The sequence below is a fragment of the Cytobacillus sp. OWB-43 genome, assembly GCF_034651445.1.
GTDB classification, from domain to species: domain Bacteria; phylum Bacillota; class Bacilli; order Bacillales; family Cytobacillaceae; genus Cytobacillus; species Cytobacillus kochii.
This window is the reverse complement of sequence record NZ_JAYEFF010000002.1, coordinates 441,687-455,656: the sequence shown is the minus strand read 5'-3', so window position 1 is coordinate 455,656 and position 13,970 is coordinate 441,687. Positions and strand designations below refer to the sequence as shown.

Here is a 13,970-nt window from a genome sequence, read left to right as displayed (position 1 = left end):
TTTCCTCCCTGGAGTGATAGATTAGACATGCATTTTATCATCATTATAACAATTATTTTAAAAATGTATATGGTCTCTATTTTAATATAGTGAATCTGGTTATATTTTATTTATAATTGGTTGATTTTTATCAATTCGCTCGTAAAACATAATACCGTTTAGATGATCGAGCTCATGTTGCATAAGAATAGAGGCAAACCCTTTAAAAGAGAGTGTGACTTCCTCACCTTTTTCATTATACGCTCTAACTTTAATTTTTTCATACCGTGGCACTTGGCCGAATACTTCACGATTAACTGATAAGCAGCCTTCTCCTTCTGGAATACAAATAATATTTGTTGAATGACTGATAATCTTCGGGTTAATCAATTGGTATTCATATGATTGCCCTTTTTCATCTTCATATTTAGCAGCGAACATTCGTTTAGCAATGCCGATTTGATTGGCTGATAAGCCAGTGCCAGGGCGTAATTTGTATTTCTTAGCTAATTTCTCATCCTGACTATTTCGTAAGTATACGAGCATCGCTTGTAGCTCCGCTAAATCTTCCTCAGTTGCCGGTAACCTTAAATCCTCTATTGGTTGATGAAGAATCTCATGCTTTTCATCGACAAAATCTTTCATGGTAATTATCGTATCTTTAGAAATTTTCCTCATAGTTAAAAACCTCTTCTACATTTGTCTGTAATGACCTTGCAATTTTGAAGGCGAGCGCTAAAGTTGGGTCATATTTATCGTTTTCAATACAATTAATGGTCTGCCTACTAACGTTGCATTCCTTTGCTAATGCCTCTTGTGTTAAGCGCAGCTGTATTCTTAGCGGTTTTATCCGGTTTTTCAAATCGTAGTCCTGCCTCTCCTGTCAAAGGTTTTGGACATTGTTTAAATTAACAAACATTTTCCTGTTTGTCTATCTTTCAGTTTTATCCATTGCATAGCCGCCGGAAAATCGCTTTAATGGTATATATAGACGTGAATGGTGAAAAAGGTGGTAGTATGCAGAGTACCGGAATTATTTTAGCGGGTGGTAAGTCGAGTAGGATGGGGGAAAATAAAGCTTTGTTAGCGGTGAATGGGGAAACAGTAATCGAACGCCTAGTAAGGGAGTTGCAATCCGTAACGAATGATATTCTTATTGTAACAAATACACCAGAAGATTATCATTTCCTCCCTGTTAAAAAGGTAAGTGATCGCTACCCTAATAAAGGTCCGTTAGCTGGAATTGAGTCTGGCCTATATCATTCTACAAATGATGAAAATATTATTGTTGCTTGTGATATGCCCTTTGTTACGGCTGAAACAATGAAATGGCTTTTAAACCATCTCGAAGGCTATTCAGCAGTTATTCCTGAAGTGAATGGTCAAATTCATCCACTTCTTGCTGTCTACCATAAGAGAGTAAGGGAAATAGTAGAGAAATGTTTAGAGGCAAATGATTTGAAGCTACAGTTATTCTTAAATCAGTTAAAGGTAAAAAAAGTAACAGAAGAAGATGTAACTCGGCATCGTCTAGTTAATTTTGAACAAAGCTTCTTCAATATGAATGACCCGAGTGATTGGAGGAAAGCAATACAAATTTCTAGTAAGAATTGATAAAATAGAACTTAGATGCGAGGTGTTAAAATGAAGTTTGGAATTTCAAAAGAGCCAATCAATATACAAGAAGTAATTGATCATGTCGTACAAAGAAACGCAGGCGCTATTACGACGTTTATTGGAACAGTAAGAGAATTAACTAAAGGTAAGAAGACTTTGTTTTTAATATATGAGGCATATGAAAGTATGGCTATAAAAAAGCTTGAGCAAATTGGCACGGAAATTAGGGAGCGATGGCAAGGAGCCGAAGTAGCAATAGTGCATAGAGTAGGTAAATTAGATATAACGGACGTTGCTGTTGTGATTGCTGTCTCGACACCTCATCGTGCTGATGCTTATGAAGCAAACCGATATGCCATTGAACGTATTAAAGAAATCGTACCCATTTGGAAAAAAGAACATTGGGAAGATGGACAAGAATGGATTGGCGACCAATTGGAAAAAGTATCTTATCCTGAAGGGAAACCGGAGGCGAAACATCTAGATGAATAATGTATTGTTTTTTGCTCATTTAAAGGATGAAGTTGGTGTGGAAAGTTTACAAATAGAGGCGAAAGGTAAGAGCGTATTAGCGTTAAAACAAGAAGTACATGAAACGTATGGTTTATCATCAATTGATAGTGTCATGACAGCGATCAACGAAGAGTTTGCTGAAGATGATGATGTGATTCAAGAAGGGGATACGATTGCCTTTATTCCGCCAGTTAGTGGAGGCTAATGTAATGAATGATAGATACTCAAGGCAATTATTATTTTCTCCCATTGGTGAAAAAGGGCAATCACTCATTGGGCGTAAGCATGTCTTAATGATAGGGGCGGGGGCACTTGGTTCTGGCAATGCTGAAGTGTTAGTTCGCTCGGGTGTAGGCAAGTTAACCATCATTGACCGCGACTACGTAGAAGCAAGTAATCTCCAAAGACAACAGCTTTATACGGAAGAGGATGTAAAAGAGAAGTTGCCTAAAGCTATTGCTGCTAAGAAGAGACTAATGGCGATTAATTCAGAAGTTGAAGTGGTGGCGATGGTAGCTGATGCTGTGCCGTCTTTGTTAGAAGATCTCGTTAGTGAAGTTGATTTAATTCTTGATGCGACAGATAATTTTGAAACGCGAATGCTCTTAAATGATATATCACAAAAACATCACATTCCATGGATTTATGGTGCATGTGTCGGCAGCTTTGGAATGAGTTTAACCATTATTCCTGGTGTGACACCCTGTCTGCATTGCTTGTTGAAGAAGATTCCTATTCAAGGTATGACCTGTGATACAGGTGGAATTATAGCTCCTGCTGTGCAAATGGTTATCGCTCATCAAACCGCAGAAGCACTCAAGATATTGGTAGGTGACTTAGATGCCATTCGCACGACTTTTACAAGCTTTGACATGTGGCGAAATCAATATTCGAATATAAAGGTTGCTAAAATAAAGGATACAGGTTGCTTATCATGTGGGGAGGCACCGACCTATCCGTTTCTCCAACAAGAAAACTTAACAAAGACGACTGTACTTTGTGGAAGAGATACGGTGCAAGTGAGGCCATCGACTGTCCAGCAATTAGACTTGCAAAGGCTATCTCAACAAATGAAGGTGTCGGGCTATGACACGAAAGGGAACCCGTACCTTTTGTCAATTGATCTGAAACCAGAAAGAGTTGTAATCTTCCAAGATGGTCGGGCACTCATCCACGGAACAAAAGACCTGGCACAAGCACGCTCCATCTACCAAAAATTATTAGGTTAATAAGAACCGCATCTTCTGTTTGAAGAGCGGTTTTTCTTGTTTGCTTTTAAGGAGCCAAAAACAAACAACATGGTGGGTGTTATTGCCGATATGAACATAACATATAAGAAGTCCAATAAGTAGAGTGGGGAAACGGGAAATCTCAACCAACGCAGGTTATTTTAGATCGAAAACTGAATTGAGTGTCGAGTTAAAGCGATTTGAAGTTCGGTCAGAAGCAAACACAGAAAGGAAACAAAACGAATCTGTACACCGTATATTATTACAATTCCGTGTATACCGTCGGAGGTGGTATAAAAAAGATTGAATCATTGTCTCTCATATCGCTAACTGTGTAACGCTGTTTTCGTAAAAAAATCATTAAATGAGACAACAGCGTAAATAGTATTTGATAATTTCTGTTTGATATGATAATTAAATATACAGGTTAATTTCATTTTTTACATAGTCAAAAGAGAAGGTGGTGTTTTTTTGGATCAGGTCGATAAGAAGATATTAGATTTATTAATTGAAAATGGTAGAATGTCTTATGTTGATATTGGTAAACAATTAGGTCTTTCCCGAGTAGCCGTAAGGGAAAGAGTGTCTAAACTTGTTGAAGATGGTGTGATTGAACAGTTTACAGTTGTGATTAATAGTGGCAAGGCAGGGAAAGAAGTTTCCGCTTTTTTTGAGATTGATTGTGAACCGAGTTCGTTAGTGAAAGTAGCCGAGGCGTTGGCGGAGAATGCAAGTGTTGCTAGTTGTTACCAAATGACCGGCCCCTCTACTTTACATACACATGTGTTAGTAGATAACTTTGATGCACTTGAGAGGTTTATTAACGAAGAATTATATGCCCTAGATGGCATTACGCGTGTGGAAAGTAACATATTGCTAAGAAGATTTAAAAGTCGTCGCGGGTTAAAATTGTAGTAACATTGCTTATTTTGTATCGAATGCAAGCTGCGATAATAACAATTAAGCCAATTGGAACTTCTGATTAGACATTCTGATAGATAGCGGAGGTAATCCCAAGTAGCACGTCCAACTTCGGAACAACCGAAAAGATAGCTGAACAGCACCAACCAATTTGTCCGTCTTTTGAAAAGAAAACCTCCTAACTTTGCTAGATTCCTGATCAACGAGATTTGATACCCTATTAAACTTAAATATTTTTTGAAAAACAGGTACTCGCCACTGGCGGGTCTTTTTTTTGTGTGGGACAAGAAATTGGTAAATTACCTTTTGTTTTTGAAAACGCTTTACCTATCGATAACTAAAAGATAATAAATAATTATACTTAAGTTACATAATGAACATATTTGTAAAATAATGAAAACAAAAGGAAATTGAAATAAAAAATAATTTAAAAAAATGAAAAAATATATAGAATTTTGTATATTTATGTTTTATAATCATTTTTAAATTATTTTAAACATTTAGTAATTAAAAAAAGGAAAATGATTAACAAATGATTTCGAAGGAGGGGTGAAATTGGTCGGATTTATATTCAGAAGATTTTTTCAACTTGTGATTCTACTATTTGGTATTTCCTTTCTTGTATTCTCATCCATGTATTTGGCGCCTGGTGACCCGGCATCAATGATTGGAGGGCCAACAGCATCAAAAGAAGATGTGGAGGCGATAAGAGATAATCTTGGTTTAGATGACCCTTTTCTTACACAATATGGTCGCTATGTAGTAGATCTTGTACAAGGTGATTTAGGATATTCATATCAAAACCAACAGTCTGTAGCTGAGGCGATTGGGGTAAGACTGCCAAATACGCTAAAGTTAGCAATTGCCAGTATGATTGTCGCCATTGTTATTGGTATTTTAACAGGGTTGATATCAGCTCTTAAACAAAATTCTTGGCTAGATGTAGGGTCAACAACCTTTGCTCTTGCGGGTATCTCTATACCGAACTTTTGGATGGGTGCTGTCCTTATCCTTATATTTTCCGTTAACTTACAACTACTCCCGGTCGGTGGGTTATCTTCACCATGGTATACCATTGAAGGGGTGAAGGAATTAATCTTACCTGCAATCACTTTAGGGACAGGGGCAGCTGCGATGATTGCTAGAATGACGAGATCATCTATGCTTGAAGTAGTAAGGGCAGATTATGTAAGAACAGCAAGAGCAAAAGGTGTAAAAGAACGCGAAGTTATATGGATTCATACATTAAAAAATGCGATGATTCCTGTTTTGACAGTGATTGGTGTGAACTTTGGTTCGCTATTAGGAGGGACCATTATCACTGAAAAAGTATTTGCGATTAATGGTGTAGGTAGGCTAATGATTGACGCCATAGCAGCTAGAGATTTTCCGATGGTACAAGGCTCTGTTCTTTTAGTAGCTACACTCTTTGTTGTTGTGAATTTAGTCGTTGATGTGGTTTATACATATATTGATCCAAGGATTAAATATCAGTAATGACGAAGGGAGGAAAAACTGATGCCAGAGGTTGTTCAGGCAACGAATAGTCCAGTAGCAGTAACACCGAAAAAGGATAATGAGTGGTTGTTAATTATAAAAAGGTTGCTACGAAATAAGTTAGCGGTTCTAGGGTTAATCATTATCATTCTTCAAATCGCCATGGCGTTGTTGGCACCTATTATTGCAACCCACGATCCCGTGAAGCAGGACCTATCAGCTAGTGAATTACCTGTATTTAGTGAGGGTCATTGGTTAGGCACAGACAATTATGGAAGAGATGTTTGGAGCCGAATTGTTTATGGCTCACAAATTTCTCTATTAGTAGGGATCGTAGCTGTAGTGCTCGGCCTTCTTGGTGGCGTTACGCTAGGTTTACTTGGTGGATATTACAAAAAATTAGATGGCATTATTATGAGATTTGTCGATTTATTATTTTCATTCCCAGGGATTTTACTTGCTATGCTCATTATTGCTGTACTCGGTACAAGTTTAGTAAATGTAGCTATCGCTATAAGTATTTGGTCGATACCTTCCTGTGCACGAATTGTGCGAGGGTCCGTTTTATCGATAAAGGAAAAAGAATATATTATGGCCATGAAATCGGTAGGTGCTTCAGATCTTCGTATTATGATTAAACATATATTACCAAATTGTTTTGCGCCTATTATAGTTTTTGCCACAATGCGAATGGCTACGGCTATTCTTTCAACAGCTGCATTAAGCTATTTAGGCTTAGGTGCACAACCACCTACCCCTGAATGGGGATCAATGATTTCGCAAGGACAGGCTTTTATGTGGTCATCTCCACATCTAACGATTGTACCTGGGATTGCCATCATGTTAACTGTATTTGCTTTTAATGTATTAGGGGATGGATTAAGAGATGCCATTGATCCTAATATGAATGTATAAAATTTGGGGGGAATTAAGAATGAGGAAAAAGTTATTAGCAATACTAGCGATATTCACATTAATGATTGTATCTGCTTGTTCAAGCGGTAATGAACCGGCAAGTGGGGAGGGTGAAGGGAACGGTAAAATCGATACATTTACATATGCTTCACTATCAGATGCAGTAGGGCTATCACCTATTATGACAAATGATAGTGCATCAGCTAATGTGACTGACCATGTGTATGAAAAGTTGTTTGATAGAAATACAGAAACAATGGAAATAGAACCTAAATTAGCTGAATCTTATGAAAATCCAGATGAGAACACTTGGCTGATTAAATTAAAAGAAGGAGTTAAGTTCCATGATGGAACAGACTTTAATGCAGAAGCTGTTAAATATACTTTTGATAAATTAAGAGATCCAGAGACAGCAGCCCCACGAGCTTCACTAATGGAGCCGGTTGAATCTATTAATGTGATTGACGATTACACAGTTGAAATCAAAACTAAATATCCATACGGTCCTTTTCTAGCGGCACTGTCACATTCTAATGCAGCCATTGTAAGCCCAACAGCTGATAAAGAGGGAGATTTAAATAAAGAGCCTGTCGGTACAGGGCCATTCAAATTTGCGAAATGGGTACCAGGGGATCAAGTCGTATTAGAAGCAAATGAAGACTATCGTGATGGCGCACCTGCGATTCAACAATTAATTTTTAAAGTTGTTCCAGAAATATCAACAGCAATCTCGATGTTACAAACAGGAGAAGTACAATTTATTGATAACCTTCCTATGGAACAGATTGAAAGAATTGAAAGTCTTAAGAATGTAACAGTTGAAAAGGTGGATGGGACACCAGAATACTATTTCACTGTGAATCATGGAAAAGAAGAATACCAAGATGCAAAATTACGTGAAGCTTTTGCTAGCGCGATTGACCGGGATGCTGTTGTTTCAAAAATGAATGGGTTAGGCATTCGCAGTGATAGTGTCATAGGGCCAAAAGTATTTGGGTACGTAGAATCTGCTGCTGAAGCAGGTACACCTTATGATTTAGAAAAGGCTAAAAGTTTAGTAGAGGAAAATGGATTTGGAGAGAAAACGTATAAGTTATTAACACCAAATAGAAGTAATTTCTTACTGATGGCTGAAATCGTTCAAGCGCAATTGTCAGAGGCCGGGTTTAACATCGAAATTGAGTCAATGGAATGGGCTTCATTCCTAGATACGGCAAGACAAGGGAACTTTGATTTAACCTTCTTAAGCTGGTCTAACTTAACGGCTGATGGCTCAGAATTATTTTATCCTAATTTCCACACTGATAATGTAGGTGCATCAAATAGAGCACAATATAGTAACGAAGCATTTGATCAATTAGTAGATGAATCGAGAACAACAACAGACCAAGATAAACGGTTAGAACTATTAGATCAAGCTAATCGCTTAATGTTAGATGACGATGCAGTCGTTATTATGTATCACTCCATCGTAACAGCTGCAATGGATCAATCTTATGAAGGTCTACTTTTAGAAGCAACTGGTAAATGGAATCTATCAGAAGTAACAAGAAAGTAGGTGCAACAATGGGAGAGGCTTTACTAGAAGTGAAAAATATGATTACAGAGTTTCGGACAGCAGACGGGTATTTACCTGCTGTCCGCGATGTTTCATTCTCGCTAAATAAGGGTGAGACATTATGTATTGTTGGCGAATCGGGCTGTGGTAAAAGTATAACTTCTCTCTCAATTATTGGATTGTTACCTAGTAACGGTAGAATTGCAAGTGGAGAAATTAAGTATGAGGGAGAGGCTATTCAAAGTCATACAGCTGAACAAATGAGACAGATTCGTGGCAACCAAATCTCGATGATATTTCAAGAACCGATGACAGCGCTGAATCCTGTTTTAACGATAGGCTATCAGTTAAGAGAACCTCTAATAATTCATGAGAAATTATCTAAAAAAGAAGCCCATAAAAAGGGAATTGATCTTCTGAAAAGTGTGGGTATTCCTTATCCTGAGAAAAGAATGAGTCAATATCCACATGAATTAAGTGGAGGCATGCGTCAAAGGGTAATGATCGCGATTGCGTTGTCATGTAACCCCGGATTACTGATTGCAGATGAACCGACGACTGCGTTAGATGTGACGATTCAAGCGCAAATTCTAGATTTGATTAATGATTTAAAGCAAGAATATCATATGGGCGTAATCATGGTGACTCATGATATGGGTGTTGTTGCAGAAGTAGCTGACAGAGTAATGGTTATGTATGCAGGGAAAAAGGTAGAAGAAGGGACAGTAGAGGAGATTTTTAATCATCCAAAACATCCTTATACCGTTGGACTGTTAAATTCTGTACCAGATGTAGACAAACCTGACTTTGAACTTGAAGCTATTCCTGGTTCTTTACCTAGTTTAAATCAACAAATTCAAGGTTGCCGATTCCACGACCGTTGTAAATTTGCCATGGAAACATGTAAACAACAAGAGCCACCTGCCTTTGATTTGTCTCACTCTCATTCGGTGAGTTGCTGGCTTGAAGCAGAGGAGGTAACAAATCCATGAGTGTCGCAAATGATAATGGGAGAAAAAAGACCCTTCTTGAAATTAACCAGTTAAAGAAGTACTACCCAATCAAGGGTGGTTTGTTGCAAAGGGTACAATCTCATGTGAAAGCAGTAGAAAATGTTTCTTTTAAATTATATGAAGGTGAAAGTTTAGGTGTTGTAGGAGAGTCAGGGTGTGGAAAATCGACGTTAGGAAAAGCCATTCTAGGATTAGAAGAATTAACGGCCGGGACAGTTAAATTCAAAGAGACCGAAATACAATCATTAAGAAAAAAAGAAAAGCTTAAATTTGTGAAAGAAATGCAAATGATCTTCCAAGATCCCTTTGCTTCTTTAAATCCTAGACAAAAAATAGGTCCAGCTATAGCAGAGGTTTTTTCCATACATACATCTATGTCCAGTAAAGAAAAAAAGTTAGCGGTTTTAGATTTATTAAAAGAAGTAGGCTTAAAAGAAGAGCATTATGATCGTTTTCCTCATGAATTCAGTGGTGGACAAAGGCAGAGAATTGGGATTGCACGTGCCATCTGTTTAAATCCATCCTTTATCATTTGTGACGAGGCAGTATCTGCTCTCGACGTATCTGTCCAAGCACAGGTGTTAAAGTTATTGAAAACCTTACAGCAAAAGTATCAACTATCTTATATGTTTATTTCTCATGACTTAGGTGTTGTTCGTTATTTTTGCGATAGAGTACTAGTGATGTATTTAGGGAATACGGTTGAGGAGGGAAAGGTAGAGGATTTATATAATGCTCCTCTACATCCCTATACACAAGCATTACTTTCTGCTATTCCTAGACCCTCTATTGAAAAGAAACGAAATAGAATAAGATTACAAGGTGATTTACCGAATCCGGCAGATCCTCCTTCTGGTTGTCCCTTTCATACACGTTGCCCAATAGCGAGGACACAATGTATGGAAGAGAAGCCTCAATGGAGAGAGTACGGTGAGGAACATTATGCAGCTTGTCATTTTGCTGGGGAATCTATTTTTAAAGAAGCGAAGTGAAATTCCTTTGAAGAGCGAGGTGCTGTTAGCTAGCATCTCGTGTTTTTATTGTAGGTTAACATTTGTGTAAGAATAATCTAGATAATTAACATATTGTTTTTGGAGAATTTAAAATATATTAGATTTAAATCCTGTTATTATCATTAATTTTATTCTATAATCTGTAATGTGTAATATACATTACGTAAGTTAAAATTGATTTTATATTTACAAATGTAAAAGGAGAGGTTAATTTGGATTACTTACATCACCCATTCTCGGCAAAAAGACATACAGTGTTCGCTAAAAAAGGAATGGTAGCGACTTCACAGCCTTTAGCAGCACAAGCAGGTATTGAGATATTGCAAAAAGGGGGGAATGCGATTGATGCAGCGATTGCAACAGCTGCAGCATTAACAGTCGTTGAGCCAACTTCAAATGGAATCGGTGGAGATGCCTTTGCTCTCGTTTGGGTAAAAGATCAACTTCATGGATTAAATGCTTCTGGCCCTGCACCTCAATCCATTTCTGCTGATGAGGTTAAAAAGCGTGGATTCACAAAAATGCCAACATACGGTACCATCCCTGTTACTGTACCTGGGGTACCAGCCGCATGGGCAACGTTATCGAAACGGTTCGGTAAACTATCTTTACTTGAATCATTAAAGCCAGCGATTAGATATGCAGAAGAGGGCTATCCGCTGACACCGATTCTAGGGAAGTATTGGAAAAGGGCATATACGAAGTTTAAAGAAGAATTTACGGATGAGGCTTTCGAAGGATGGTTCGAAACGTTCGCACCGGGGGGAAGAGCACCAGAAATCGGTGAATTATGGCGTTCAGAAGGGCACGCTAAAACCCTTCAAGCAATTGGAGAGTCGGAAGGTCGCTCCTTTTATGAGGGTGAATTAGCGGAACAAATGGATGCTTTTATGAAGAAACATGAAGGTTTTTTAACAAAAGAAGATCTGTGTAAATATGAGCCTGAATGGGTAAATCCTATCTCTACTCAGTACAGAGGTTACGATGTATGGGAGATTCCTCCGAATGGTCAAGGAATGGTTGCGTTGATGGCACTTAATAATTTTGAGAGATTGTCAAAGCCACAATGGCAATCAGCCCAAACGCTTCATGAACAAATTGAATCGATGAAACTTGCCTTTACCGATGGAAAAGCATTTATTACAGAGGCAGCAGATATGCCTATTGAAACAGAAGAGTTACTTTCTAAGGAGTATGCGGATAAACGCAGTCAAACAATTTCGGATATCGCTTCCAATCCGGAACCTTATGAGTTGCCGAAAGGCGGTACAGTATATTTAGCTGCTGCAGATGAAGAAGGAAATATGATTTCTTATATTCAGAGTAATTACATGGGCTTTGGCTCAGGAATTGTGATCCCAGGTACGGGCATTAGTTTACAAAATAGAGGTCATGATTTCTCATTGGATGACAATCATCCGAATTATTTAAAAGGTGGCAAACGGACTTATCATACAATCATCCCTGGCTTCTTAACAAAAGATGGTAAGGCAGTTGGTCCTTTTGGTGTAATGGGCGGCTATATGCAACCACAAGGTCATTTCCAAGTAGTAACCAATACGGTCGACTATGCCTTAAATCCGCAAGCTGCACTAGATATGCCAAGATGGCAATGGATGAAAGAAAAATCTATTTTCGTAGAACCAGAGTTTCCTAATTATATAGTGCAAGAGTTAGAAAGAAGGGGTCATCAAGTTACAATTACACCGGATGGAGGAAGCTTTGGGCGTGGGCAAATCATTTGGCGTAATCCTGAGACTGGTGTATTAATGGGTGGAACTGAATCCCGTACAGATGGTACGATTGCCGCTTGGTAGCATCAGCGAAAGAAAAACAACGAGAAGAAGCTAAGCCTCAAACACGCCAAGGCTTACGTTTACAAAAAGAATTAATGATTGGGAACTTCCGTACTGGAATGTTAGGGTTTGGCGGTGGACCATCCTCTATACCACTATTCCAGCAAGAAGCAGTAAAGAAATACAAATGGATGACAGAAGAAGAGTTTGCCGATACTTTGGCATTGGCTAACACGATGCCAGGCCCCATTGCGACAAAGATGGCCGGTTACATTGGCTACCGTGTCGGAGGAATCGTAGGAATGATTAATGCCCTTGTTTCTTCCGTTCTCCCTACTGTTATTATCCTTATAAGTCTTCTGCAAGTTTTACAAGCTTATAAAGATATTCCATGGGTAAAGCATATGTCAGCATCGATTGTCCCGGTTGTAGCTGTGATGCTGGCGCAAATGACTTGGGAATTTGTAAAGAAATCGGGCACGACGCTTGGGTGGAAGAAAGCTATTATTCTCATATTAGCGTCTTTCTTACTTACAGAAGTGACGCACTTGCATCCAGGTATTCTCATCATGATATTAATTATTTCCGTCTTTATTCCTTTTAAGAGGAAGGAGAATCCATCATGATTTATTGGGAAATCTTTTTAGCTTTCTTTATTCCAGGTATTCTTGGTTACGGTGGTGGACCTGCGACCATTCCCTTAATTGAAAATGAAGTCGTCGGTAAATATGGCTGGATGTCCACTCAAGAATTTAGTGAAGTCCTAGCGATTGGGAATTCCTTGCCAGGGCCGATTGCGACGAAAATGGCCGGTTATATCGGCTACGCAGAAGGGGGAATTTTAGGTAGTTTCGTTGCCCTCTTTGCTACAATAGCTCCTTCGATTATCTTAATGCTCGTACTGATGGCGATTTTAATGAAATATAAAGACACCCCTCAAGTCAAAAATATTTCTAAAATTGTCCGTCCAGTGATCGCTGTGTTGCTAGCCGTCATGACCTTCCAATTTCTGAAGGATTCCTTCTCTTCATTAGGGATGGTTTATTCTCTTTTGATGGTCATTGGTAGTTATTTTTTATTAGAAAAAATGAAAATGCACCCCGCCATTGTTATTAGTATCGCTTTAGCCGTAGGGGCCATTTCGGGATTGATTATCTATTAGTCTAGGTGAGAGAACGTAAGACCGAATGAAAAACTGCTTTGGTTCAACAAGTTATCACAGAGGGATATCTGCAAATGGATTCGCAACTTCGTTCTTTAATCTGAGAAGGACGATTGCCCTGTTTGCAAGATGCTCATGCTGAAATGAAGTCATCAATAGAAGGGAATATGTGAGAAAAATCTATTAATCTTTCATCCTACTCTTTAATTATAAAAACCGGTAGCGATTCGCTACCGGTCATATATAGTGAAATGGGGGGAATTATATTAGACATAAAGATTAGTTTTTAGTAGAGCCGACAACAACAAGTTTACCTTGATCAAGTACTTCTTCATACCTCTCAGCTTCAACATCAGTCATACCAACTGATCTCATTTTAGAACGTAATTCATCGCCTCGGCTTTTGAAGACGTTTCCGATGGAGTCAAAAACACCTTGTTCTTTCATACCAATATCATTTGTATCTGTTGCATCTGTTAAATTTTCTGAGCGGTCTCTGTCATGTGCGAATAAGTATATATCCTTCTTAGTATAACCTTCGTTTTCAAGAGAGTTAATGATGCTAACCGCCTGTACTCCGTTTTCTACAACTTCGATTTTATACATAGTTTACATCCTCCTCTTTTTTGAAGAGTATCTTGTGTCTCTTCTTAGTGTATATATATCCGTTCTACAATAGATTAAACCTTAATGTTTATTGGTAAAAAATAGAATCATTAATTGATAGATAAAAATGTTCTTTGGAGCCTTGTGTTAT

Annotated in this window: 16 protein-coding genes; 13 read left to right on the top strand and 3 right to left on the bottom strand. The window is 38.3% G+C overall.

Annotation, left to right across the window (positions count from 1 at the left end; translation table 11 throughout):
* Positions 1 to 99 precede the first annotated feature (99 nt).
* Both def and U9M49_RS12005 read right to left on the bottom strand, forming a co-directional pair.
* Positions 100 to 657 carry a peptide deformylase gene (gene def / locus U9M49_RS12010; RefSeq protein WP_095371480.1) on the bottom strand — a complete coding sequence of 186 codons (558 nt, stop codon included), beginning with the start codon at positions 655 to 657 and terminating at the stop codon, positions 100 to 102.
* Positions 641 to 841, bottom strand: coding sequence for a helix-turn-helix transcriptional regulator (locus tag U9M49_RS12005; RefSeq protein WP_095371481.1), 201 nt, complete (start codon positions 839 to 841; stop codon positions 641 to 643). The genes def and U9M49_RS12005 overlap by 17 nt, the downstream gene beginning before the upstream one ends.
* 155 nt (positions 842 to 996) lie before the next feature.
* Here U9M49_RS12005 and mobA point away from each other — a divergent pair, with 155 nt between their 5' ends.
* The 13 genes from mobA to U9M49_RS11940 all read left to right on the top strand — a co-directional run bounded on the left by mobA (position 997) and on the right by U9M49_RS11940 (position 13,213).
* Complete coding sequence (mobA, locus tag U9M49_RS12000; protein ID WP_218971977.1) at positions 997 to 1,593, top strand: molybdenum cofactor guanylyltransferase; 597 nt, start codon at positions 997 to 999, stop codon at positions 1,591 to 1,593.
* Positions 1,594 to 1,623: 30 nt separating this feature from the next.
* Complete coding sequence (locus tag U9M49_RS11995) at positions 1,624 to 2,088, top strand: molybdenum cofactor biosynthesis protein MoaE (protein ID WP_095371483.1); 465 nt, start codon at positions 1,624 to 1,626, stop codon at positions 2,086 to 2,088.
* On the top strand, positions 2,081 to 2,314 hold the full coding sequence (gene moaD / locus U9M49_RS11990; protein ID WP_095371484.1) for a molybdopterin converting factor subunit 1: 234 nt from the start codon (positions 2,081 to 2,083) through the stop codon (positions 2,312 to 2,314). The genes U9M49_RS11995 and moaD overlap by 8 nt, the downstream gene beginning before the upstream one ends.
* A gap of 4 nt (positions 2,315 to 2,318) precedes the next feature.
* Positions 2,319 to 3,338 (top strand): thiazole biosynthesis adenylyltransferase ThiF, encoded by a 1,020-nt coding sequence (locus U9M49_RS11985; protein ID WP_095371485.1) that lies wholly within the window; start codon positions 2,319 to 2,321, stop codon positions 3,336 to 3,338.
* 471 nt (positions 3,339 to 3,809) lie between these two features.
* Positions 3,810 to 4,253 (top strand): Lrp/AsnC family transcriptional regulator, encoded by a 444-nt coding sequence (locus tag U9M49_RS11980; protein WP_224936847.1) that lies wholly within the window; start codon positions 3,810 to 3,812, stop codon positions 4,251 to 4,253.
* 561 nt (positions 4,254 to 4,814) lie between these two features.
* A complete protein-coding gene (nikB, locus tag U9M49_RS11975) occupies positions 4,815 to 5,756 on the top strand; it encodes a nickel ABC transporter permease (RefSeq protein WP_095371486.1) in 942 nt (313 codons plus the stop codon).
* Between the two features lie 21 nt (positions 5,757 to 5,777).
* The gene (locus U9M49_RS11970; RefSeq protein WP_095371487.1) at positions 5,778 to 6,671 is read left to right on the top strand and encodes an ABC transporter permease; all 894 of its coding nucleotides are present in this window, start codon (positions 5,778 to 5,780) and stop codon (positions 6,669 to 6,671) included.
* Positions 6,672 to 6,690: 19 nt separating this feature from the next.
* Complete coding sequence (locus U9M49_RS11965; protein ID WP_095373577.1) at positions 6,691 to 8,229, top strand: ABC transporter substrate-binding protein; 1,539 nt, start codon at positions 6,691 to 6,693, stop codon at positions 8,227 to 8,229.
* 8 nt (positions 8,230 to 8,237) lie between these two features.
* Positions 8,238 to 9,221 carry an ABC transporter ATP-binding protein gene (locus tag U9M49_RS11960; protein WP_095373578.1) on the top strand — a complete coding sequence of 328 codons (984 nt, stop codon included), beginning with the start codon at positions 8,238 to 8,240 and terminating at the stop codon, positions 9,219 to 9,221.
* Positions 9,218 to 10,234, top strand: a complete 1,017-nt coding sequence (locus tag U9M49_RS11955; RefSeq protein ID WP_095371488.1) for an ABC transporter ATP-binding protein — start codon at positions 9,218 to 9,220, stop codon at positions 10,232 to 10,234. Before U9M49_RS11960 ends, U9M49_RS11955 begins: the two co-directional genes overlap by 4 nt.
* A gap of 233 nt (positions 10,235 to 10,467) precedes the next feature.
* On the top strand, positions 10,468 to 12,072 hold the full coding sequence (locus tag U9M49_RS11950) for a gamma-glutamyltransferase family protein (RefSeq protein ID WP_307316474.1): 1,605 nt from the start codon (positions 10,468 to 10,470) through the stop codon (positions 12,070 to 12,072).
* Between the two features lie 74 nt (positions 12,073 to 12,146).
* Positions 12,147 to 12,677, top strand: coding sequence for a chromate transporter (locus U9M49_RS11945; protein WP_095373579.1), 531 nt, complete (start codon positions 12,147 to 12,149; stop codon positions 12,675 to 12,677).
* Entirely contained in the window at positions 12,674 to 13,213 is a 540-nt protein-coding gene (locus tag U9M49_RS11940) for a chromate transporter (protein WP_095371490.1), read from the top strand. The genes U9M49_RS11945 and U9M49_RS11940 overlap by 4 nt, the downstream gene beginning before the upstream one ends.
* 279 nt (positions 13,214 to 13,492) lie before the next feature.
* Here U9M49_RS11940 and U9M49_RS11935 read toward each other — a convergent pair whose 3' ends face one another.
* The gene (locus U9M49_RS11935) at positions 13,493 to 13,819 is read right to left on the bottom strand and encodes a general stress protein (RefSeq protein WP_095371491.1); all 327 of its coding nucleotides are present in this window, start codon (positions 13,817 to 13,819) and stop codon (positions 13,493 to 13,495) included.
* Positions 13,820 to 13,970: the final 151 nt, after the last annotated feature.